The organism is Arthrobacter sp. D5-1, assembly GCF_017357425.1.
Taxonomy (GTDB): Bacteria; Actinomycetota; Actinomycetes; order Actinomycetales; family Micrococcaceae; genus Arthrobacter.
In genome coordinates, this window is record NZ_CP014571.1 from 3,618,701 (window position 1) to 3,640,841 (window position 22,141).

Annotated in this window: 25 protein-coding genes; 11 read left to right on the forward strand and 14 right to left on the reverse strand. The window is 61.3% G+C overall.

Annotated elements, in window-relative coordinates; translation table 11 throughout:
* Positions 1–10: 10 nt before the first annotated feature.
* The 7 genes from AYX22_RS16655 to AYX22_RS16685 all read right to left on the reverse strand — a co-directional run bounded on the left by AYX22_RS16655 (position 11) and on the right by AYX22_RS16685 (position 7,436).
* On the reverse strand, positions 11–1,456 hold the full coding sequence (locus AYX22_RS16655; protein WP_207594378.1) for a cell wall anchor protein: 1,446 nt from the start codon (positions 1,454–1,456) through the stop codon (positions 11–13).
* Positions 1,457–1,554: 98 nt separating this feature from the next.
* Entirely contained in the window at positions 1,555–2,763 is a 1,209-nt protein-coding gene (locus AYX22_RS16660; RefSeq protein ID WP_207594379.1) for a hypothetical protein, read from the reverse strand.
* A gap of 113 nt (positions 2,764–2,876) precedes the next feature.
* Positions 2,877–3,749, reverse strand: coding sequence for an MBL fold metallo-hydrolase (locus tag AYX22_RS16665; protein WP_242703361.1), 873 nt, complete (start codon positions 3,747–3,749; stop codon positions 2,877–2,879).
* 115 nt (positions 3,750–3,864) lie between these two features.
* Complete coding sequence (locus AYX22_RS16670) at positions 3,865–6,072, reverse strand: S8 family serine peptidase (protein ID WP_242703362.1); 2,208 nt, start codon at positions 6,070–6,072, stop codon at positions 3,865–3,867.
* 208 nt (positions 6,073–6,280) lie between these two features.
* Entirely contained in the window at positions 6,281–6,493 is a 213-nt protein-coding gene (locus AYX22_RS16675; RefSeq protein WP_024817767.1) for a DUF4177 domain-containing protein, read from the reverse strand.
* A gap of 71 nt (positions 6,494–6,564) precedes the next feature.
* Positions 6,565–6,930: a cupin domain-containing protein gene (locus AYX22_RS16680; RefSeq protein WP_207594381.1), complete on the reverse strand. Its 366-nt coding sequence runs from the start codon at positions 6,928–6,930 to the stop codon at positions 6,565–6,567.
* A gap of 47 nt (positions 6,931–6,977) precedes the next feature.
* Positions 6,978–7,436, reverse strand: coding sequence for a DUF2000 family protein (locus AYX22_RS16685; RefSeq protein ID WP_242703363.1), 459 nt, complete (start codon positions 7,434–7,436; stop codon positions 6,978–6,980).
* Positions 7,437–7,486: 50 nt separating this feature from the next.
* Between AYX22_RS16685 and AYX22_RS16690 the strand changes: the two genes are divergently transcribed.
* A complete protein-coding gene (locus tag AYX22_RS16690; protein WP_242703364.1) occupies positions 7,487–8,263 on the forward strand; it encodes an AraC family transcriptional regulator in 777 nt (258 codons plus the stop codon).
* 82 nt (positions 8,264–8,345) lie between these two features.
* Positions 8,346–9,149, forward strand: coding sequence for a MerR family transcriptional regulator (locus tag AYX22_RS16695; RefSeq protein WP_207594384.1), 804 nt, complete (start codon positions 8,346–8,348; stop codon positions 9,147–9,149).
* A gap of 35 nt (positions 9,150–9,184) precedes the next feature.
* Here the strand turns inward: AYX22_RS16695 and AYX22_RS16700 are convergent, their stop codons facing one another.
* Both AYX22_RS16700 and AYX22_RS16705 read right to left on the reverse strand, forming a co-directional pair.
* Entirely contained in the window at positions 9,185–9,487 is a 303-nt protein-coding gene (locus tag AYX22_RS16700; RefSeq protein WP_207594385.1) for a helix-turn-helix domain-containing protein, read from the reverse strand.
* Entirely contained in the window at positions 9,484–9,888 is a 405-nt protein-coding gene (locus AYX22_RS16705) for a VOC family protein (RefSeq protein ID WP_207594386.1), read from the reverse strand. Before AYX22_RS16705 ends, AYX22_RS16700 begins: the two co-directional genes overlap by 4 nt.
* A 546-nt stretch (positions 9,889–10,434) precedes the next feature.
* Here AYX22_RS16705 and AYX22_RS16710 point away from each other — a divergent pair.
* Positions 10,435–11,019: a hypothetical protein gene (locus AYX22_RS16710; RefSeq protein WP_242703365.1), complete on the forward strand. Its 585-nt coding sequence runs from the start codon at positions 10,435–10,437 to the stop codon at positions 11,017–11,019.
* 161 nt (positions 11,020–11,180) lie between these two features.
* Here the strand turns inward: AYX22_RS16710 and AYX22_RS16715 are convergent, their stop codons facing one another.
* Entirely contained in the window at positions 11,181–11,498 is a 318-nt protein-coding gene (locus AYX22_RS16715) for a hypothetical protein (RefSeq protein ID WP_207594388.1), read from the reverse strand.
* 255 nt (positions 11,499–11,753) lie between these two features.
* Between AYX22_RS16715 and AYX22_RS16720 the strand changes: the two genes are divergently transcribed.
* From AYX22_RS16720 to AYX22_RS16735, 4 genes are all read left to right on the forward strand, one after another.
* Positions 11,754–12,413, forward strand: a complete 660-nt coding sequence (locus AYX22_RS16720) for a response regulator transcription factor (protein WP_242703366.1) — start codon at positions 11,754–11,756, stop codon at positions 12,411–12,413.
* Between the two features lie 122 nt (positions 12,414–12,535).
* Positions 12,536–13,753 carry an ATP-binding protein gene (locus AYX22_RS16725; protein ID WP_207594390.1) on the forward strand — a complete coding sequence of 406 codons (1,218 nt, stop codon included), beginning with the start codon at positions 12,536–12,538 and terminating at the stop codon, positions 13,751–13,753.
* Positions 13,746–14,759 carry a hypothetical protein gene (locus AYX22_RS16730; RefSeq protein ID WP_207594391.1) on the forward strand — a complete coding sequence of 338 codons (1,014 nt, stop codon included), beginning with the start codon at positions 13,746–13,748 and terminating at the stop codon, positions 14,757–14,759. The genes AYX22_RS16725 and AYX22_RS16730 overlap by 8 nt, the downstream gene beginning before the upstream one ends.
* A gap of 119 nt (positions 14,760–14,878) precedes the next feature.
* Positions 14,879–15,268 (forward strand): DUF4870 domain-containing protein, encoded by a 390-nt coding sequence (locus AYX22_RS16735; protein WP_207594392.1) that lies wholly within the window; start codon positions 14,879–14,881, stop codon positions 15,266–15,268.
* A 155-nt stretch (positions 15,269–15,423) separates the two neighbouring features.
* On the opposite strand, the gene AYX22_RS16740 is transcribed toward AYX22_RS16735, so the two are convergent.
* Positions 15,424–15,570, reverse strand: a complete 147-nt coding sequence (locus AYX22_RS16740; RefSeq protein WP_207594393.1) for a hypothetical protein — start codon at positions 15,568–15,570, stop codon at positions 15,424–15,426.
* Between the two features lie 25 nt (positions 15,571–15,595).
* Between AYX22_RS16740 and AYX22_RS16745 the strand changes: the two genes are divergently transcribed.
* Both AYX22_RS16745 and AYX22_RS16750 read left to right on the forward strand, forming a co-directional pair.
* Positions 15,596–16,003, forward strand: coding sequence for an NPCBM/NEW2 domain-containing protein (locus AYX22_RS16745; protein ID WP_024817787.1), 408 nt, complete (start codon positions 15,596–15,598; stop codon positions 16,001–16,003).
* Between the two features lie 239 nt (positions 16,004–16,242).
* Positions 16,243–16,890, forward strand: coding sequence for a hypothetical protein (locus AYX22_RS16750; RefSeq protein WP_207594394.1), 648 nt, complete (start codon positions 16,243–16,245; stop codon positions 16,888–16,890).
* 118 nt (positions 16,891–17,008) lie between these two features.
* Here the strand turns inward: AYX22_RS16750 and AYX22_RS16755 are convergent, their stop codons facing one another.
* From AYX22_RS16755 to pdhA, 3 genes are read right to left on the reverse strand one after another with little or no spacing between them, the layout of a single operon-like run.
* Positions 17,009–18,487, reverse strand: a complete 1,479-nt coding sequence (locus AYX22_RS16755; protein ID WP_242703367.1) for a dihydrolipoamide acetyltransferase family protein — start codon at positions 18,485–18,487, stop codon at positions 17,009–17,011.
* A 2-nt stretch (positions 18,488–18,489) separates the two neighbouring features.
* Complete coding sequence (locus AYX22_RS16760) at positions 18,490–19,590, reverse strand: alpha-ketoacid dehydrogenase subunit beta (protein ID WP_207594396.1); 1,101 nt, start codon at positions 19,588–19,590, stop codon at positions 18,490–18,492.
* Positions 19,587–20,780 carry a pyruvate dehydrogenase (acetyl-transferring) E1 component subunit alpha gene (gene pdhA, locus AYX22_RS16765; RefSeq protein ID WP_207594397.1) on the reverse strand — a complete coding sequence of 398 codons (1,194 nt, stop codon included), beginning with the start codon at positions 20,778–20,780 and terminating at the stop codon, positions 19,587–19,589. Before pdhA ends, AYX22_RS16760 begins: the two co-directional genes overlap by 4 nt.
* Positions 20,781–20,951: 171 nt before the next feature.
* Here pdhA and AYX22_RS16770 point away from each other — a divergent pair, with 171 nt between their 5' ends.
* Together AYX22_RS16770 and AYX22_RS16775 are read left to right on the forward strand one after the other, a co-directional pair.
* Positions 20,952–21,416: an Lrp/AsnC family transcriptional regulator gene (locus tag AYX22_RS16770; protein ID WP_207594398.1), complete on the forward strand. Its 465-nt coding sequence runs from the start codon at positions 20,952–20,954 to the stop codon at positions 21,414–21,416.
* 59 nt (positions 21,417–21,475) lie between these two features.
* Positions 21,476–22,048, forward strand: a complete 573-nt coding sequence (locus tag AYX22_RS16775; RefSeq protein WP_242703368.1) for a YdcF family protein — start codon at positions 21,476–21,478, stop codon at positions 22,046–22,048.
* The last annotated feature ends 93 nt before the right edge of the window (positions 22,049–22,141 follow it).

A 22,141-nucleotide genomic window follows, 5' to 3' on the forward strand; every position in this document is an offset into this window, starting at 1 on the left:
GCGCCGAGGACTACCGGCGGTTGGCTGCTTCCTTCCGGCGGCTACCTACTGCCAAGAGGAGACCCATGAGGAGCATGGCGCCCGCCCAGAAAACGACGGTGCCGTTCAGTCCCGTAGTGGCCAGTGCGTTTGAGCTCCCGACGGCGGTAGAGGCTGCCGCCGTGATCGAGCCCTGGGTTGAACCAGCCGGAACAATCGTGGCGGCTTGGGTGCCGACACCTGCCGTATCGATACCGGTGTTACCACCGGGGACGAGTCCGCCACCAGCAGGCGGGTTCACGGTCGGAGGGTTCACCACCGGAGGCGTAACAACCGGAGGGTTCACTACCGGAGGCGTAACAACCGGAGGGTTCACTACCGGAGGCGTAACAACCGGCGGATTCACTACCGGAGGCGTAACAACGGGTGGCGTGACAGTGCCCACCGATCCGCCGCCGACCCCCACCGAGGTGGAGCCGACGCTTACAGGAGCCGTAATCGGAACGATCACCTGGGTGCCTGAGAGGAGTCCATCATTGCCGGAAGTGGTGCTGCCACCCGTGGTACCAGCAGGAGCACTCCCACCGCTGGTTCCGGTGTTCGTAGCTGATGAGTCACCCAACACACCGGCCGAGGTAGAGCCCACGTTCACCGGAGCCGTAATCGGCGCGACGACCTGAGTGCCAGAGCCGATGCCATACGAACCATTCGTCGAGGCACCCGACGAGGTCCCACTAGGAGCAGCTGGAGCAACAGGCGCGAACGAACCGGACGTAGCCGCAGAGTCCCCAGCTACACCCACAGCAGTGGCTCCGATGTTAACAGGGACCGATATCGGAGCCACTACCTGAGCGCCGGATGCGATTGACTCTCCCCCCGACGTTGTTGCCTGCGCCGGCGCAGGAGCCGGTGCAGGAGCTGGAACTGATGCTGCGGGCGTGGTGGTGACTGATGAATCCCCCAAAACACCGGCCGACGTCGAACCCACGGTGATAGGCACCGTCACTGGCGCTACCACTTGGGTTCCCGAGGCGATGCCGCCGGAACCGCTGGTCCCGGCCGCCGGCGTCGAACCTGTTGCCGCTGCTGGTGCGGCAGGTGTGGCTGGGCTCGCCACAGTGGAGCCCCCCAGCAGACCCACTGACGACGAGCCCAGGTTCATGGGCACCGTGACCGGGGCGACTACTTGCGTCCCGGAGCCGATGCTGCTGGAACCATTGGTGGTGGCGGCAGGCGCGTGGCCCGAACCTCCAGCAGTTCCCGGCGCGGACGCCGTAGCTGCTGAATCCCCCAACAGTCCCAGTGATGTGGCGCCCTTGGAAATCGGCGCTGTTACTGGCGCTATGACCTGCGTTCCGGAAAGGATTCCATCCTTGCCGGAAGTGGTGTCCGCGGCATTGGCCGCGGTTGCGCTGAGGACAATCATGCCCCCGGCAAAGCACGTGCCGATGAGGCACCTGCGTAAGGTCCTGTTCATGGTGATCTTCTCCTGAAAGTCTTGTTCCCGTAGGCGTCCGTTGACGGATCGCCTGCATTGCCGTCGACTGCGTCTTGTTGCGCAGCGGGGCTGGGGAACTAGTCAGGAGAGGAGCCGGGATCGAATGAAACCGGCTTTGGATGTTGTTCATCGCTGACCGGCTCCAGGTCAGTGAGGGAATCTGCGGGAATGATCAATGCACCGTGCAGGAATGCCGCTGCGGCGCTCGGGGGCCCGTTCTGGGAGTTACCCGAGCCGGTGCCCGCGAGTCCGGCCGGCACTGATCCGGAGCCGGCAGGGAGGTCTGCGGGTTCCGCAGGCTCCTGGGCTGACCCAACTCCGACGGCTTGTTCTGAGCTTGCAGAACCCAGCACACGGGATATGGACAGCACCGGCGACGCCGCGGTGGCGGTACCCGGAGCATTGGCACGGGTGGCTGGCACGGTTCCTGCCGCTGCAGGTACCTTGACTTCATTTTCGGTCGCAGCCGCCCCCGGCTGTGAACTTACGACGCCGGAACCCGGCAGAGTGCCAACGCCCGGTGCCGCGTCTCCTCCCGGCGCTGCTGGAGGTGAGGTTCCCACGCCTCCAGGCAGAGGTGGCAGAACCGGCGCGGTGACCGATCCGACAGGGGGCAGACCCTTGTCAACGACGTCATCAACCACGTCGACGATCGGCTGAACAATCGGGTTGGTCACGTCGGTGACTGGTTCCAGAGCAACAGGTTTCAGCGCTTCGTTGACGGGAGGGACCATTGTCGTGACCGCGCGGTCAACGGTTCCGGTTACCGGCGCGACCACCGTGTCCACAACAGTTTCGGCGGTGTCAGCCGGAACCACAAGGTTGACGACTGGGACGTTCTCCCCAAGTGCGTCGACAGATCCCGCAACTTGCTCCACGATGGGTGTCACTACCGGAACTGGAACGGAGATTGGTTTTGCGGGCACGACCGTTTTGACCGGTGCGGGCAGCGGCACGTTGGGAAAAGGGAGGCTGACTGCAGGGGCCGTCGCCTGTGGAACCGCAGCCTTTGCAGCGGCCCCGACGGCGTCAACAGCCGCTGTGGTCGTCGCACCTATCATCCTGGTTGCTTGGTCGGAGGTACTGCTTACCGACCCGGTCGCCGAGGGCACAGTTGAGGAGACGGTGGACGTTACTTCACCAAGAAGTGAGCGATTATCAGCGGCTCCGGTATCGGCACTGGCGCCTGTTGCGGAGAGAGCCATCCAAAGTGCCGTTCCGGCTCCAGCGATCATGACTGAGCGGAGAATGTTGGTAGCACGCGGGAAGACGCGTGTGCCCTTCATCTCGACACCCCCAGGTAGTCGCGAACCGAACGGTCGCCTTCATCCTAGGACTGGAGTTACCCAATAGTCCATGGTTGGGAGTCAACAAGGTGACAAATTCATAAGGAACCTTGTTACGAAGGGTAGAACCCGGTCTTTTCAGGCCCGAAGTCCGGCGTGGCCAGCGACGCACGACCCTGGGCATTGGTTTCCTGAAGCCTCTTGATGAACCAACGGGACTGCTCAGGGCCGTAGGGAAGGACCGGAATCGCTTTGGTCGCGTCCGAGGGCATGTCACGGATGGACTGTGTGGCCTGCCGGACTGCCGTACCCATGGTGTCTGCCATGGTCTTCACGAACTCGTCACTGGCAGGTTTGCCGTGACCTGGAACCAGGAATTCATAGCGGTGGCGTAGAGCGGAGATGTGCCGCAAGGCATCGGCCCACTCTTCCGGATACGAGTCCTCGAATGACGGATGCGCGCCCTGCTCCACCAAATCGCCAACATACAGCGTGGTGCTGGTGCCCACCAGGAGGTCGCCATCAGTGTGGGCCCTTCCAAGATAGAAGAGCGTGGCAGTGATCCCACCGAGGTCCACCAACACGGGCTGGTCATGGACCAACGCGTTCGGAACAACGATGTCAACGGCGTCACCCTCCCCCGCTGCCATCTCAGGTTCGTTGGTAGCGACGAAGCGCCGCTGGTTGTCGGCGTCTTTCTCGATAGCCGCCGCACAGTTGGCATGCGCCCAAAACTCCGTGACGCCGTCGTCCGCGAAGACGGCGTTGCCGAAGTAGTGGTCGTAGTGGGCATGGGTGTTCACAACCACCAGTGGAAGCTGGGTCTTCTCGCGCACTGCTGCGAGGATCTCACGGCCTTGGCGGGGGCCACAGCCGGTGTCGATGACCATAGCGAGTTCGGAGCCCACTACGAGCCCGGTGTTCAGTAAGGACCCCTCGGTTTCCAGGACGTAGTTGTTGGGACCGAGTTCTAGCCAAGCTGACAATTGATTCTCCGTTTACAGTGCAATCCGGCGATGTTCAGGCCTCTACTCTACCCACGGAAAGCTGGGAGGGCGCGGAACCCGGACTATCGCGGCGCACTGATTTACGTGCAGTGCCTCAGAGGATGGCAGTCATGATGTTCCAGCCGGATCCTACCTGGGTGGCATAGATCCAGCCGCCCGAACCGTTGCCGCCGTAGAGAACCAGGTCGCCGTTGCTGGCGCGACCCAAGAGGTCTACGGTGCCGTCCCCGTTGAAGTCGCCCGGAGATTCGATGGCGGTCATGATGTTCCAGCCTTGACCGATCTGGCCAGCCGGGAGCCAGCCACCGGAACCATTGCCCGGGTAGAGCAGGAGTGCTCCGGAGCCGTTGCGGGCCACGACATCGGCTTTGCCGTCTCCGTTGAAGTCACCCACGCCCTCAATGGCGGTCATGACGTTCCAGCCCTGACCGATCTGACGGGCAGGAAGCCAACCACCGGAACCATTACCCGGGTACAGCCACAGGACACCGGCGGAGTCGCGGGCAATCACATCGGTCTTGTAGTCCCCATTAAAATCACCGGGAGCTTCAATGGCAGTCATCACGTTCCAGCCCGAGCCGATTTGGCGGGCAGCAAGCCAACCACCGGAACCATTACCCTGGTACAGCCACAACCGGCCGCTGGAATCGCGGGCCAGGACGTCGGCATTGCCGTCGCCGTCGAAGTCACCGGGAGCCTCGATGGCCGTCATGCCATTCCAGCCCGAACCGATTTGGCGGGCAGCAAGCCAACCGCGGTAGCCGTTGCCTGCGTACAGCCACAACCGCCCGGTGGAGTCGCGGGCCAGGACGTCGCTGCGGGAGTCGCCGTCGAAATCGGTGATCTTTCTCCTGTTGACCGGGGCCGTCCCGCCGTACGTGGCGAGTGCCTTGTTGGCGTCAATAAGGCCGGCACCACAACCAGCCGGGCACCCGGCCGGAAGAGGCCTCGAGGTTGCTTTCAATTGCTGCTCCACCTGGGCCGGTGTGACGCCGCTGCCCTCGGCCGAGATCAGCAACGCCGCCAGCCCAGCCACCTGAGGTGCCGCCATGGAGGTTCCCTGCATCCAGGCGTAGGCAGATCCGGCGCTGGTGGTTTTTCCGAAGTTGAACGTAGACAGGATCCCGTTCTTGGCAGCCTGGCTCATGTCGCCGCCAGGTGCTGTGACGTCCACTGCACTGCCGTAGTTTGAGTACTGCGCGCGGCCGCCGGAAGCGTTGCTGGCGGCCACGGTGATGACGTTTTCGCAGTTGGCCGGGCTTGCATCTGCAGCGGGACGGTTGGAGTTTCCTGCCGAAACCACAACTACGGCACCGGCGTTGCGGGCGAAATTAATGGCGTTTTGGTAGGTAGCCGAGCAGGGCTTGATACCGCCGAGGCTGAGGTTGATCACGCGGGCCGGATTGGGGTTGACCGGCGCACCGGTAACGGTTCCGCCAGCGGCCCAGATGATGGAATCAGCGATGTCAGAGGTGTATCCGCCGCAGTAGCTCATGGCCCGAACGGGCAGGATCTTGGCATTCGGAGCTACGCCGGTGACGCCTTGCCCGTTGTTGGCAACCGCTGCGATGATCCCGGCCACATGGGTGCCGTGCCACGACGAGTTTTGAGCGGGGCTTCCAACCTCGCACACGCCAGCCGGCTCCCAGTCACCTTGATCGGTGGGGTCCGGATCGCGGCCGTCGCCGTCCCGGGCATCCTCGGCGTAGGAGATCATGTCATAACCGGGCAGGACGTTCGCGTCCAAATCCTCGTGCCGGGTGATCCCGCTGTCCACCACGGCAACAACAACGTTCTCGCCCTTGACGTAGTCCCAGGCTCCCGCCGCATTGATGCCGGCAGGACCCTTCAGGTTCCACTGATCCGGGAAGCCGGGGTCAGTGGCATCCGCGGTGGCGTGCATGATGTCATCCGGCTCTGCGTAGGCAATGGCTGGATCGGTGCGCAGCGTTTTGACGAAAAGCGCGGACTCCGCAGCGGAAAGTGGCTTATCGAGCTTGATGACATGCCCGCCCGCGGCGTTCTGGCGGGAAGCCTCGGCCACAGCACCGAGCGAGCTGGCCGTTTTGCCGGCAACATCGCGCACTGCCTTGTCGGCGGACTGGGCCGTGGCGTCCTTCATCCCCACAATGAACTGATCTGTGGGTGATTCGGGGGCAGGCTTCAGCACCTGCGGCCCAGCGGGAACAATATCCAGGGTGTCTGCTGCGGCCGGCTGGACGGCCAGGCCACCGCCGATCAGAAGAGTAGTGAGCGCCAGACCTGCAGCTCTCAGGGACCGGATTCGGGAGTCTTTAACCATCAGGGGCATCCTTGGGACGTCGCGACCAACCCTGAGCGGCTGATTGCGGGCAACTGGAGACCACCAGTTGACCCCCAAAGAATTGTAAGCTGACTCCCGGCTTTCCGGTGTACGAATCGCGGGTTGTTACAGCTCCCGCGAAAGCAACCAGCCAAGGCGCCCCGCCCCTCGGCGGAAGGGACGGGACGGATGAATATCCAACGCTTACTCAGCCGACGCGCTCAAACACCATCGTCGCCTGGATGCGGTCGCCCCCGCCGATCACGCCCTTGCTCCCGCTGCTGGCAGTGGTGATGGTGTGGAGCCGGTACCCCTTTGCGGCTTGATCGTTGATGGCCTTTTCGAGGGAGGGAAGGTTCCCCGAACCGGCTCCCCACATTTTCTCTTTCAGGATCACTTGAAGAACGACGTACTGCTGCATTGCACCACTTCCTTCTGTTGCCGGACGGTTGCGTGCAAGGCTACTCGACGCCGGCGGGGAACCCATGGGATTCAGCCCAGTTCACGGAGTCCAGCGGTCATGTCACCACCAGCGTCGCCAGTGTTGACGGTACCTTTTGGCTCGAACAGCAGTGCCTGGACCTCGTTTTCAGCCTTGGGGCAGTGCTCGGTTCCTCTAGGGACCACGTAGATGTCATTCGGCCCTAGCTCCACATCGCCGTCGCGGAGTTGAATGGTGAGATTGCCACTGATGACCATGAACAGTTCATCGGTATCAGGGTGGGTGTGCCACACAAACTCGCCCTGGATCTTCACCACTTTCACGTCATAGTCATTGATACTGATCAGCCGGTGCGGCTGCCAATGCTCCGAGATCGAATTAAGGGCGGCATTGATGTTGCGAACGGAATCGGTCATGTTAGTCAGCTCTTTCTTTTGATGTCATCATTCGGGCGTCGGGCGTTTCACGCATGCATTCGTGCGCCCTTGACGATCCGATCAACAACGTTTCGGGGTCCGCGGAGGGCTATTCCCACGAGATCGAGATCCGGGGCAGCGACGGCCGCCACGGCCGCGCGATTGGCCTCATCGTGGCCCGTGGCAAAGAGGTCACGGGTATACACGGCGATGGGAATTTCACGGGAAGTCGCCCGCTCCCGAGCCGCTGCCAGAAGTTTCCGACCGGCAGTAAGAACCAGGACGGGTTGGCGAAGCATAGGAAGGTAGCTGTTGCCGTCCCGGTCCTGGTAGTGCTCCCCCGTCAGACCGGGGGCACTGGTGGCAATGGCACTCATCAGGAAGGCTGTCACGTTGAGCTCTTGCCACGGCAAAAGATCGTCGCGAAGGACCACCACCACTTTTGTCTCGAAGCGGCCGGTTGCGGGGTAAGTGGAATCAATAACTGTTGAGGAGTTTTCCTGCATGTTTCCCAGCATGGCCGCCAACAGAAGTGGTCGTCTTGTACATTTCTTGCATGGGGAACTCGGTGCAGGCATGGCATCCCGCTGTGCCATACGTGCGCGAGGTGCTGCATGCAACGTTTGAGGATCACAGCTACCCATCCCACACGCATGAGGACTGGACTGTGCTTCTGATCGACAAAGGCGCAGTGACTTACGACCTCGGACGCACCGAGCATCAGGCAGTTCCCGCCTCAATCACCTTGCTGCCCCCGCACGTCCCGCACGACGGTCGCTCCGCCGTCGGAGGTGAATCGTTCCGTAAACGAGTCCTTTACCTGAGCGAAGACTGGCTGCCTGCCAAGGCAACGGAGGCGGCAGTGGCGCAACCATTACTACTGGATCCGCAGACGGTGGCAACCGTGACCGGCATCCATACGGCGCTTACCTTGCCGGCGGATGCGATGGAGGCCGAATGCGGCGTTCTGGCTCTCCGCGAATCCGTGCGTTCACACTTGGGAACGCCTTCATCGCCGGCACGGGACGCTCCCTTGGCCCGCCAGTTGCGCGAGATGCTGGACGACCGTCTTTTTGAGTCCTTCACCATCGCCGAAGCAGCCAAGATACTGGGGGCCCACCCGAGCCACCTGGTGCGGGCCTTCTCCAAGGCTTATGGCATCGCCCCCTACCGCTATGTCACGGGGCGCCGCGTGGACCGCGCCCGACGCCTGCTTCTCGACGGCCGCCCGGCGTCAGAAGCGGCGGTAGAGGCGGGCTTTCATGATCAGTCTCACCTGACCCGGCATTTCCGGCGTGTTCTGGGAACAACGCCAGGCGCATTCACCGTCTGATTGTCACCTACCAGGAGCGCGGAAGGGATCGGCGTCGGGCGATACTTGACTCTGACACTGTGGAAGGCGAGAGAACTGAGTCATGTTATCCATCGGAGCTTTCGCGCAGATCGGTCAGGTGACCCATCGGATGCTGCGGCATTGGGACACCGCGGGTTTGCTCGTACCAGCCCACGTTGACGAGTTCAGCGGTTACCGATCCTATGACCCCTCCCAGCTTGAGCGCCTGCATCGAATCGTTGCACTGCGCCAGCTCGGCTTCGGCCTTAACGACATCTCGTCGATTCTTGACCAGGGCGTCGAGGCCGATCGCATCGCAGCTCTGTTGCGGATTCGCCGCGCAGAGGTCGAGCAGGAACACCGGATCGCTGCTGGCCGCCTCGTCGACGTGCAACGGCGGCTCCATCTCATCGAGAAAGAGAACCACATGTCCCAGATCGAGATTATCGAGAAGTCTCTGCCCGCTGTCCGCCTCGCAGCCCGCCGCGCGGTCGTAGCAGACCAACCTGAGGTCGCAAGTGTCGTGGGTCCCTCCTTTGACGCCGTTGCCCAGGTCATCGGCGATGAGCGTGGAACTCTAGAGACGCCAGTCGCGCTGTACGAGACGATTGAAGACGGCCTGCAAATCATCGCCGGTTACGCCTACACGGGACCCGCCCGCGACGGCATCGAAATCATCGAGCTACCCGGTGTTGAAAATGCCGTCTGCGGCGTCCATCCAGGCTCCATGGAACACATTGCAGAAAGCTGGCAGGCGCTCCACGCTGAGATCTTCGCTCGAGGGCTGGTTCATTCAGGGGCGTGCCGGGAACTTTACGTCCGAGCGGTTACAGAGGACCAGTCCGACTGGGTGACCGAGCTGCAGCAGCCTGTTCGTCGCCGCTGAAACGCTCCCGGGTTCGTACGACGGCGCCTGAAGAATTAGGTTTCCGGGGCGCTTCCAGGCCATTGCCCGCCGCCCCAGCGTTCAAGCGCGACGATCGCCTCGCGCAAGGCGAGCCCTTTATCGGTCAGCGCGTAGGCCCGGGTGTTGTGCCGGAGTGGCAGGCGGGAAAGTACGCCGGCGACCTCAAGCTCGCGCAGGCGCGTCGCAAGCATATTGGTCGGCACTCCCAGCTCGCGCTGCAGATCGCCGTAACGCTGTGGTCCGTCGAGCAGCCGCTCCACGATAAGCAGTGCCCACCGTGCTCCGACGACGTCGAGGGCCGCGGCGAGGTTGCTCACGCTGTCGGATCAGAGTCCGGCTTCATCCAAAACGGGGAATAGTGGTAGCCGTCGGGGTCATCGAACTGGCGTTGGTACATGAAGGGGTAGTCATCGGTGTCACCGATCCGTCCGCCGGCGGCTCCTGCGCGCTCAATGAGTTCGTCCACCGCTTCACGACTGCCGAGGTCGAATGAGACCGTAACTTTCGAGGGGGTGTCGGGTCCCCCGACCAGTTCCTCGGCCCCGCCGACGCTCGCGTACATCTCGCGACTGCCGAGCATGACGTACTGCTCAGGCGCGATCGCAAAGCATGACACGTTGTGATCGGACATCTCAGTGTTGAGGGTCCAGCCAAGGGCGCTATAGAAAGCTGTCGCTCGCTCGACGTTCTCAACCGGGCAGGTGATAAAAAGGTTCATGGGGCACATACTTGCAAAATGCAAGTATCGCGTCAAGACTTGTAAACTCTTCTCGACCCAAGTGCGTGTCTATGAGTTCCGCCCCGTACATCGCGAAGGTCAGGGCTTACGCGGGCCAATAGGCGGGCCGCCCGGAATGGGAGGCCCGCCTGTGGGTCGGTACCAACCGCCTGATCAGCGCACTCCTGGAATTGCATGCGCCGACACTGATCTCCTTGCAACTCTTATTGTCATGGGTTCTGCGCCGGAGGAGACTTGAGGCGACGGCATCCGGTCTGGGGCCGCCCGCGAGGCCACTGAGCTGCGGGGCCTGGCATTACCCTAAAGCGGCTTGGTGGACCGATGAGCTCCATGACACCCCTTGAACTGGCCACTCAGCGATGGCGCTATCTCTTACCCTTGCTGGTTATCACACTGGTTGGATGCCTCGGTGGGTGCGACTCCAAACCCGACGACGTCTCCCTACCGTCCGCCAGTTTTTCGATAACAGAGGCTCGCACGGCCCCGGCACTGCCGGACGGTGGCGACCCTCCAACGGTCCCACTGATGCCGGAGAGTGGCGACATCGATGCCGGCACCTACCGCGTCCTCGTCAAGGGCTACTCGGCGCCTTTCGAGATCACCGTCCCAGCCGGTTGGTCGACTGACGACGGCGATGGTGTGGCCAAGGACGACCCGAATCACCCGGATGAATGGGGGGTCTACGTGGGTTGGTGGCCCGCTGACTATGTGCCGACGGACGCATGCGCTTGGGAGGGCGCGCTCGTCGAGATCGATCCTTCGGTTAACGACTTTGTCGACGCGTTGACAGCGCAGACATCAACGGCGAGCACCCCTCCCGTCAAGGTCAAGGTGGGTGATTACTCCGGCTTCGAGTTCGACCACTCCGTCACGGGCGACGTGGACACCACAGCCTGCGACCGCGGCAAGTTCTGCATCCACTCAGAATTTTCAAACGAATGCACACGCTGGTACTCGAGCGCCGCTGAGCGCGAAACCTACCGGGTGGTGGACTTGAGCGGCAAGCGCGCTGTGAGCTGGGTGGTCCAATTCCACGAATCGATCAATCCGGAGCTGACGAGAGAGGCGCGCGCCGTTTTCGACTCGATCGTGTACAGGTCCGGCAACTGATCTGGTGATGAGCAAGTTTCCACGTTCTTTGGCCTCGAAGACTGAATACAGTCGTCTGCACGATCAGAAAGCGGCCGATTCCCGGCATGCCGAGCCAGCATAGTTGGGGAGCATCCTGGTGCTGCCCGTGATCTCGAGTCCCATCGATTCAGCTGCTCAAGCTAGCCCGACATGCCGCTAAGCTTCGCATCCGATGGCTTCACTTGGCAGTAGGCCTTGGCCGAAAGCTTGTAAGCAGTAACTTTGAGTGCGCTGGGATTCGTCTCGCCCTTATCTGCGTAGATCTTCTTGATGACGTTGGTCTGGTCCCCGGACTTCATGGCGTTGAAGTCCTTACAGTTGGTGTTGGCTCCAGGGGTGCCGCACGATGTCAGCCCGGCAACAAACATCACAACCAGTGCCAAAAGCCCAGCACGTTTGGCGCCCGAAACTCCGGATTGCCGCACAGCGATTCCGTTGAACCTGTGTGTAGTTTCCATGGTTAAGTTCCCTTCGGAAAGAATGAACCGCAGATTGCGGAAGTGGTTCAAACTATGAGTCCACGCGAATCATGGGGAACCGCTGCAGAGCTGAATGTCACCACAAATGATGACCCGCCCATGGGCCCATACTTCAAGCGTTCAAAGTGATACTCCACTTCAGCCCGAGTCCTCTGCCGTAGTTCGAGTGACAAACATATGCTGACGTCAAAAGAGTCAGGGCAGCAATACGAGGGGGCTGGTTTGAATCGTCGTGTGGTGAAGGTTGGAGTGGTTGATGACCATGAAGCAGTCCGAATAGGGTTTGCAGCGGCCGCATCGTTGGACGCTAAGACTGCCGAAGTTCCAGTCGTTGCAGTTCGCCTGGCAGACACTGTGAATTCTCTTTTATCCGGGGGGCATACGGTTTTTGACGTAGTTGCCTTAGACATGTCACTTGCCGATGGGTCACGCCCCAGGGATAACGTCCGCCGACTACTTGCGGCAGGGTACCCCGTGCTGGTGTTCAGCGTCGGGGACAGACAAGAGGATTTGCGGGAGGCATTAGCCGCCGGAGCTTCGGGGGTCTCCCGAAAGTCAGAAAACATACGCCAGACCCTGGAACTGATCCGGCAGGTTGCTCTTGGCAAGACCATTGACAATCAGGAACTGGCTGCCGCCATTGACGGTGACCGTGAGTTCGTCGCGGCTCAGCTCAGCGACCGCGAGCGGGAGACTCTCCGCTTGTACGCGGCAGGATTTACAAGATCCCAGACCGCATCCAGGATGAACGTCTCCCCCAATACCGTGGGAACGAACATAAGGCGCATCCGGGAGAAGTATGCGGCTGCCAACCGTCCAGCGGCCTCCAAGCTCGAGCTTTATCATCGAGCCGTGGAGGACGGCCTCTACACACCGCCGCATGGACGAGACTAGGCAGACCGGTGGGAACCAACCGTGTCACCTGTTCTGATGACGAAAAACGTGAAGGGCGAATCCCTCCTGAAATTCCTTGGAGCATCCGGATAGTCTTCGGACAATAGTTTGGAGGATACGCGTTGACCCAGACAAACGTCCGCACGGGGAACCAGCCGTACTCCAGGGCGAACATCGAGTACCTTGTTGCCCGCTGCTCTGGCTTGGTGGCTCTGGTTTTATACTGCTTGGCTCTTCCCGAGATTGTGTCTCAAATTCCGCTGCACTCGCCCCTTTGGGATCTGACCTTCATGGTGGGGATCCCGATTACCATCCTTGGAACGCTGATGATTCGCCGGTCTTTGGCGCGGATCAAAGTCAGTGCCGGAGCCGCGGCTGCCCTGATATTTTGCGGCTTCGCGCTCTGGCATTTCGGCCTGATCGGAGACGGCAGTCAGGTTGAGTCCAAGCCTTGGTCAAACGGGGCACCATCCATAGGTGTTGCTCTGGCAGCAGTCTCCGTCCGCCCTGCAGCAGCAACCTTCTACAACGTCCTTTTCAGCACGATGCTCCTGCTGGTACCAGCAACGGGATACGGCAACACACGGGATTGGTATGACTCAGCACAGGATGGCCTCCTGTCTCTGGCACTCGGAATTGTCATCGTCACGTTGATGTCTGCTCTCCGTGACGCGGCGTCGGCTTCTGACCGGGCTGCGGTGAGGGCTGTAGAGAGATTTGGAGAGGTAGCCCGATCCGAAGCCATAAGAACGGAAAGGTCCCGGCTGGACGGGCTGATCCATGACACGGTGATGGCCACGCTGATAGTCGCGGCCCAGGCACGCTCCCAGGAAGTATTTGATGCGGCCCGTAAAGCGGCGGAATTGGCGTTGGCCGAGCTCGGTGCGATTATGTCTGGGCGCGCGGACGACAGCACGTCCATAAGTCGTGAAGAATTTGTGAACAGACTCCAGGCAGCCACATCCCACTACTCCCCTGACTTCACCTGCGGACGGGGACGGGATCCGATTGAATTCCTCCCCCTCGGTTCTGCGCGTGCCATCATTCAAGCCACCACAGAAGCGGTCAGGAACAGCAGCATCCATGCTTCAGGAACCCCGGCGCACGTAGCTGTCAGGTTTGATCAGTCACAGCGAGCGCCCAACCGGGAAGTTGTTGTGGAGATATCAGATCAGGGGCCAGGCTTCGAAGTATCCCAAGTGTCGCCGCGCAGGTTAGGCGTTCGTGTTTCGATCATTCAGCGGATGACCGAAGCCCACGGCGAAGCCCAAATATCTTCCTCGAAACACGGGACGACGGTGCGATTGACGTGGCGTGAAGGATCTGGCGGCCGTGGATAGAACCATATCGCGTCGTGTCATCCTCGCTTGCAGCATTCCTTATCCCGTGGTCCACATAGTTCTTGGCCTTGCGAATCTGCATCGAGTCACGTCAGCCACACAGACACTGGCTGCGATGGTCATTTGTGTTGCCGTCATAGTCGTCGTTTCCATATCGGACGCGCAGCGGCCGCTTGGCGTGGCGCCCGCTTGGGCGGCAACTGTCGGCGTCGTCATTATTGAGGTTCTCGTCAAAAGCGCGCTGCCCGTAGGTACACACCCTGGCTACGCGGCTTGGCATTGCGGGGCAATCCAGATGCTCTTGGTAACCGTGGCCCTCCGAGGCCGAAAGGCAATCGCCTGGTTTGGAATTGGTGTCTTCGCTGTAGTCGATTTTGTGGCTTCCCTTGCGCAGCAACTGACGCTGAATGCGGCGCTTGCAATGGTTGTGACTCCGCTCTTATGGATGGGTATGGCCACGGCCCTTAGTTTCATCCTCAGGCGTTGTGCCCGGCAAACTGCCGCCTTCACCGACCAGGAACAGTCTTCGGCACAGATCCTGGCCACCCAAAATGCACGTGACCTTGCTCAAAATGAATGGATGAGGGATCTCAGCAGGGCGACCCAGCCAATGCTGGAACGCATCGCTGAAGGGGCAATCGGACCAGCAGAGCAGGAAGCGTGTGTCCTTTTGGAAGCGGAGCTGCGGGATCAAATTCGTGGGCGGGCATTGGCTACTCCGGCCGTGTTGCACGCAGCCCGGGACGCCAGAGGAAGAGGGGTCCGGGTAGATATTTTGGATGACCGTGCCACGGATCTTCCCGAGGACTTACTCGCGGAAGCAACCGCACAGCTGATCGGAGCTCTTGATCGCGCTGAGGACGGTGCCGTGAAATGCCGTGCCCTCCCGGAAGGCGCTGACGTCGCTGTGACAATCCTGGCCTTCAGCGAAGACGCAAACGATGAGGCTCTGTTCATGGAAATCCGACACGAATTGAATGACGCCGCCAGTCACCAGTTGTGGTGACAATTCCCGCGGACCAGGGGCCTGAACTACATCAGGCACTTAGCCTTCAAGAAGCCAGAGCCATACGATTCCGGAAAGTCCGGTGATCGCCACTCTGAGATGAGAGGGTCGTGATCATCATGTCGGCACAGCCAATCCAGGCTTCTCCCCTATCGGGTAACAGCCATCATGCGGAACTTTCGCCCGAAGCCGAAACCACCTTGGGAATGTTCGCCCACCTGAGTGGGCTGATCGGAATTGTGGGTCCTTTAGTTGTATATCTCGTTTTGCAGGAGCGATCCCAGTTCGCCCGGAAGCAAGCCTTGGAAGCGATCAACTTTCATCTCACGGTGATCCTGGCAGTCCCGGTGGGTATTGCCTTCGCATTCGCCGGGAACCTCTTCGGCTCATACCAACCCATCACTGTCATCGTGGCTTCCGCCTTCATCTTCCCCATCGTGGCAGCTACCAACGCAGGAGCCGGCCAGCTCTACCGGTACCCCGTGGCAATCCGTTTCATCAAAAACTGAACCAAAGGCTCGAGAGAAGAAAAACCCATGCCTACAAAATTGTCACGCACCGCGATCACCATGGTCACCCTCATCGGGCTTGCCTCGTTGACTGCTTGCGCGGCTCCGTCACCTGACGTGGCCGAGCAACCGTCAGCCGAAGACGCATCGACCAGCTATTCGGCTCCCGCCTCGGCTCCCCCTTCTCCAACATCGACGCCGGCGAAGACCACCTCAAACGCCCCGTCGGAGACCGGGACCGCCTCACCTTCCGCATCAGTCTCAGCTAGCCCCACGGCAACTTCGCGATCTACAACCGCCACGGCTGGCTCCTACAGGCTCACGGATGTGGCCTCGGCAGCGTGGGGAAACGGATTCAACACCGAGGATGGAGTCACCATCCAAACCACCAAGTTCGCTGAAGCAATCGTAGGCAGCTATCCTTCCAGCTCTACCAACAAGATGAACACGGCGTCGTGGGCTCTTAAAGGACTGTGTACCTCGCTCACGGTTTCGGTTGGTCAGGATGCTTCGTCTCCTGACGTTGGCGGAAGCACCCACTTCATCGTCTTTGTTGACGGAGCTGAGAAGGCCCAGGAGTCAAAAGGGCCTTACGATCAGCCGACTGAGCTGACGGTCGATGTAACCGGCGGCAATCGTTTGGAGCTTCTGGACCTACGAACCCAGAAAGACGGTCATAACGTCTGGGGCAGCCCCCGGATTGCTTGCTCACAAAACCCATCCCCCAAGAAATGACTCCGGAGAAGGTAAAGCTCATGGGCAACAAGCTTCTATCCATCCCAGTATTAGCCGCAGCCGTCGCACTTTCGGGGTGCTCAGCGAGTGCAGTCCCGGTAGGCCAACCTTTGCCGGCGTTTGACTCGACCGTACCGCCAAGTGCGAGTTCGTCGTCCGCGCCGCCAGTTCCGACTACGCCAGCAGTCACGCCGTCGATCGCCCCACCATCTGAAATCATCTCCCCAGCGCCCCACACCATGGACTGGAAATTCGCCAACGACAGCGGCTACAGCTACACGATGTCAATCGGCCTTTGGGACACTGTGGCGGTTCCAGCTGATGGAACAGTTGTTCACCCCGGGAAGAGCAGTTTCCTCTTGGGAGGGACCTGCGCCTACGACCCTCAACGCGATGCCGTCATTCCCGGCGCTCTTGGAGCAAAAGTAACCACCGAATCCTTCACCACAGCAGTCAGCATGAAGGCCATCATTTCCAGTTCAGGACTGGACCTTGAGAAATACTCCGGGGCCGGAGTAGCGCCGGCACGCGAGGATAAACGCATTCAAGTTGCCCAGTCCTTCGAATCAGGCCCGAGCTGTAAGGCATTCTCGAGCGAGAACTCTGTGGGCTACGGCGAAGCCGGAGGGTTTGGCGTGAAGTGGACAGATCCCCAACAGCCGGGGGCCACGTTGTCGCATCATTTCTTCATCATCGTTAAGAACTACCGCAGTCCAGCCACACCCTCTGGAGACCAGGATCTGCTCAACGCCATGGGTATCCGTCCAATTTCGAGCGGCGACACCTCGGACGCCGCGAGCGTATTCAAAGAAGTGGGAGAACCGACTCAGGGTAAACGCAATTACCGAGGGCTAACGCTCTCCGGCACGAGCGCCAGCGGTTCATAAAGAAACATCGGTGGCTATTCCCTTAGGTGGGAAGAGCCACCGATGTGAGAGAGCATCCCGCCCAAACCCGAGGATCTGATAGAGCGACTCGCTCAAGCCCGAGGGATGTGAGAGAGGGTTACATGTCCGCGAGCGCTCCACCCGGGTTCTCGATGGCGTCAGCAACGTACCGGAGGAAGCCGGCCGCGGTTTCGCCGTCGCATACGCGGTGGTCGAAAGCCAAGGTCAGTTCGGTGACCTTCCGGACGGCCAATTCACCGTTGACTACCCAGGGCTTGTCGATGATGCGACCCACACCCAGCATGGCAACCTCGGGGTAGTTGATGATCGCAGCCGAGCCATCCACGCCGAACACACCGTAGTTGTTCAGTGTGAAAGTGCCGGAGCCCAGTTCGGTGGGGGTCGCCTTTCCGTCGCGTGCGACGGCGGTGAGTCGACGGATCTCTGCGTCCAGTTCACGGGCACTCAACTCGTGCGCGTTCCGCACGGAAGGAACCACAAGGCCCCGGTCCGTCTGCGCGGCGAAGCCGAGGTTGATGCCTTCGAAGCCAACGATCTCCTGCGAGCCGTCCGAAGCAGTTTCAAAGCGCGTGTTCAGGGGCGGATACTTTTTTAACCCAGCCGTGACAAAACGGGCTATAAAAGCCAGTAGGCCCGGGGTGTCGTTCGGTGCGCGCTTTTTGAGCTCGGCCCGCATCTCCAGCAACGCGGTGGCGTCCACGTCCACCCACACGGTCGCTTCCGGAATCTCCGAGCGGCTGCGGGTCATGTTCGCGGCAACCGCCTTGCGGACACCACGAACCGGCGTCCGCGCCGAGACGGCCAAACCCGTGCGGCTGTCAACTGCTCCCGCATCAGCAGGAGCGGCAACGGGAGCGGCCACCGGAGCTGGAGCAGAAGGAGCATCAACAGAAGGCGCCGTAATAGCAGCCTCCACATCCCTGCGCATGATCAGCCCGCTGGCACCTGAACCTTCGATTGCGTCGAGGGAGACACCATGGTCGCGCGCCATCTTGCGGACGAGCGGAGAGATGACAGCACTGAGCTTGCCAGGGATGCGCGTCCCCGCCACACCCGGCTCCATCACAGGCGCAACAACAGGCTCAGCCACCGAAACAGAAGAACCGACGCCGACACTCGCCTTCCGCGGGCGGGTCCGGCCACCGGTAGCTCCCCCGGGCGTACCGTACCCAATCAGCACGTTGCCCGAGCCGGCCTTCTCCTCGGTCCGGTACGTCTCGGCAGCAGCTTTCACAGAGGGCGAAACATCAAGGCCCGAGGACACCGGGGAAGGATCCACGGAACCGGTCGGAACAGGCGCCGCGGCAGCGGGCGCAGCCCCCACGGAGCCAGCGCGGGCGATCGAGATCAGCGGCTTGCCGACGTCGAGCGTTTGACCAGCCTCACCGTGCAGCTCGGCAACCGTGCCGGCGTAAGGCGAGGGCACCTCAACCATGGACTTGGCGGTCTCAACCTCGGCGATGGGCTGGTCAACCACAATCTCGTCGCCCACGGCAACGAGCCAGTTCACCAGTTCGGCCTCGGTGAGGCCCTCCCCAAGGTCGGGCAGTTTGAAGACCTGCATATCTGAGCTCATGGTCAGTCCTCCCATTGAAGGTCGTCGACTGCGTCGAGGATGCGGTCGACGCTTGGCAGGTAGTAGTGCTCCAGCTTGGGAGACGGGAACGGGACGTCGAAGCCGGTCACGCGGAGGATCGGGGCGGCGAGGTAGTGGAACGCGCGTTCCTGGACGCGGGCCACGATCTCGGAGGACACGGACGCGAATCCATGGGCTTCGGCGATCACGACGGCGCGTCCCGTCTTGCGTACAGACGCGCAGACGGTCTCGTCGTCGAAAGGGACGAGGGTACGGACGTCGATGACCTCAAGTGAGCGGCCTTCCTCTGCAGCGGCCGCGGCTGCGGCGAGCGCGGTGGGAACCGACGGGCCGTACGCGATGAGCGTTGCATCCGTACCGGGACGAGCGACAGCCGCGCGGCCCTCGGTGGAGGTGCCGGCGTTGTGCTCTGCCCGCAAGGCGCCCAAGTCCACCTGGTCCTTGGACCAGTAGAGCTTCTTGGGCTCCATGAACATCACGGGGTCATCGGAGTCGATGGCTTCGCGAAGCATGCGGTAGCCATCGGCCACTGTGGCGGGCGTGTAGACCTTCAGGCCTGCGGTGTGGGCGTAGTAGGACTCGGAGGAGTCGCAGTGGTGCTCCACTCCCCCGATGCCGCCGGCGTACGGAACGCGGATGACCATGGGCATTTTGAGCTTGCCCTTGGTGCGGTTGTGCATTTTGGCGACGTGGCTGACGATCTGCTCGAAGGCCGGGTAGGCGAAGGCGTCGAACTGCATTTCAATGACGGGCCGCATGCCGTTGATGGCCATGCCCACCGCCATACCGACGATGCCTGACTCAGCCAACGGGGTGTCGAAGCAGCGTTGTTCGCCGAATTCGGCCATGAGGCCGTCAGTGATGCGGAAGACGCCGCCCAGCATTCCGACGTCTTCGCCGAATACCAGGACCGAGGGGTCGGCGCGCATGGCGTCGGCCATCGCGGTGTTCAGTGCCTTGGCCATGGTGAGGCTCTGCGGGCCGGTGGCTTCTGCAGTGGCCGCGGCGGAAGCGGCGGCGCTGGCGGTGGCGGCGCTGACGTTAGCGGTGGTGGTGCCTGTGGCAGCAGCGGTGACGGTCATTTTGCGCTCTCCTCTCGTGCGAGTTCGCTGGCGAGCAGTTCGGACTGTTCTTTCAGCTGCGGCGTTTGCTTGTCGAAGACGTACTTGAATAGGTCCAGCGGCTGGACCGGGACGTCCTCACCAAGGCCTTCGCGGAGCTGGGTTGCGACGGCTTCGGCATGCACGGCGATCCTGTTGCTGGCCTCGTCGTCGAGGAGGCCCTTGTCAGTGAGGTAGGACTTCATTCGGGCCAGCGGGTCCTTGGCCTGCCATTCGGCGACCTCGCTGTCCGGGCGATAACGCGTGGCGTCGTCGGCGTTGGTGTGGGCCTGCATGCGGTACGTGTGGGCCTCAATCAACAGCGGGCCGGATCCCTCGCGGGCCAGCTTCACTGCGCGGTCCATGACTGCGAGCAGCGCGACGAGGTCGTTGCCGTCAACGCGCTCACCGGCCATGCCATAGCCCACAGCTTTGTGAGCCAGGGACGGCGCCACGGACTGGTGGCTGAGCGGTACGGAGATCGCGTACTTGTTGTTCTGCACGAAGAAGATTACGGGTAGGTGGAAGACTGCGGCGAAGTTCAGGGCCTCGTGGAAGTCGCCTTCGCTGGTAGCTCCGTCGCCGCACATGGCCATGACTACCGTGTCTTCACCGCGAAGCTTGGCAGCATGCGCGACGCCGACGGCGTGCAGCAGCTGTGTGGTCAGCGGCGTGCACTGAATGCCCACGTTGTGCTCTTTGGGGTCGTACCCGCCGTGCCAATCGCCGCGGAAGATGGTCATCACCTCAACGGGGTCCACCCCGCGGGTCATGACGGCGACGGCGTCACGATAAGTGGGGAACAGCCAGTCGCCGTCGCTGAGGCACATGGCAGCTGCAACCTGGCAGGCTTCCTGGCCGTGGCTTGAGGGGTAGACGGCCATGCGGCCCTGCCGGACCAGTGCCGAGTTCTGGTCGTTGACGCGACGTCCGACGACGAGCTGCTCGTAAGCGGCCATCAGTTCCGCATCGCTGGGCGTGGGGTACTCGTGGCCGGGCTCGGTGCCTTGCTCGTCATGGGAGCGGAGGGTGCCGTCCGGGTTCACCATTTGGATCTGGTGCCGGGCGGGGAGCATGTAGTCCTCAACGCTGATGCCGAATTTTGTTCGAACGTCAGCGGCGTGGTCCTCTACAGCCGTTTCCGGCGCAGAGTGGTCTGCGTGGATCGTCATTGGTCCGTCCTTCTCTAGCCACTATGTGCTTCCAGTATGTTCCCGAGCCTTGTTTCGTATCCAGCTTTCCGCTGAATCATGGAAGCCCTTTCCTGGAATGGGTATTCTGAAAGACGAATTGCAATTGTGAGCTGGGTAACGTGCCCGTGCTGTAGACGAATTGGAGAGCCAGTGAGCGAGGCCGAGGCGGAGCAGACCGCCGTACCACTGGACAGTGTGGACCGGGACATCATCCGGGAGCTGACCACCGACGGGCGCATGTCCGTCACCCAAGTGGCCGAGAACGTGCACATAAGCCGCGCCCACGCCTATACAAGGATCGCCCGCCTCACGGGCGAAGGTGTGTTGACCAAGTTCACGGCCCTGGTGGATCCCATCAGAGCCGGCCTTCGGTCATCGGCCTACGTGACGTTGAAAGTTCAGCAGCACTCGTGGCGCGAACTCAAGGAACAGCTGCGCGCGATCCCGGAAATCCACCACATCGCCCTGGTAGGCGGGGACTTTGACGTCATTCTTTTGGTCCGGGCAACGGACAACATCCACCTTCGGCGTGTGATCTTCGACCAGTTACAGTCCATGGACGGAGTGCAGGATACCCAGACTTTCCTTGTTTTCGAGGATGTTGATACGCGGTAGTCGGATTGGGTGGCCTTTTTCTGGGAGAACCACACATTTCCGAACCTTAGACTGTCCCCGTGCCCCTCAAAATTGCCCCCGCCACACGCGCCATTGGCGTCTTCGTGGGGGCATGTCTGCTGGCAGCGGTTCTTTGGTTGATCGCCGCGTTTCAGTTCTTCTACGACCCTCCGCAGGCAACCCCTCACCGTACTGATGCGATCGTTGTTCTGGGCGGCATGAGCAAGGAACGGTTGCCTGTGGCTCAGAAATTGCAGAAGAAACTGGATATACCTGTCCTCGTGGTCTCGACGACTGGCCTGGCGGGCAACGTGGAGGGCGATGCGCTGTGCGACGAGGATCAAGACGATCCTGACCTGGTGTGCTTCCGCCCCTCACCGCTGAATACGAGGGGCGAGGCCGAAGCTCTTCGCGACTTGATTGCAGACCATGGTTGGAAGTCCGTGACGGTGGTGACGTCGGAGTATCACGTGATGCGCGCCGGCACCCTCATTGAGCAATGTACTTCCGCAGAGGTGCAGATGGTTGGTTCCCAGCCTGACCTCTCAGCGGGAGCTTGGCTGGACCGGTTTGTGGTGGAAAGCGGCGGTTTGATGGATACGTGGATTCGACCGGAGTGCTCGAGTAGTTAGAGCCGGCTCCACGGACTTGGCCGGTATGACAAAACTAGTAACACCATATCGATCGCCGTCGGCTTCGAAGTCAAAGCACTTCATAGGTTTTGC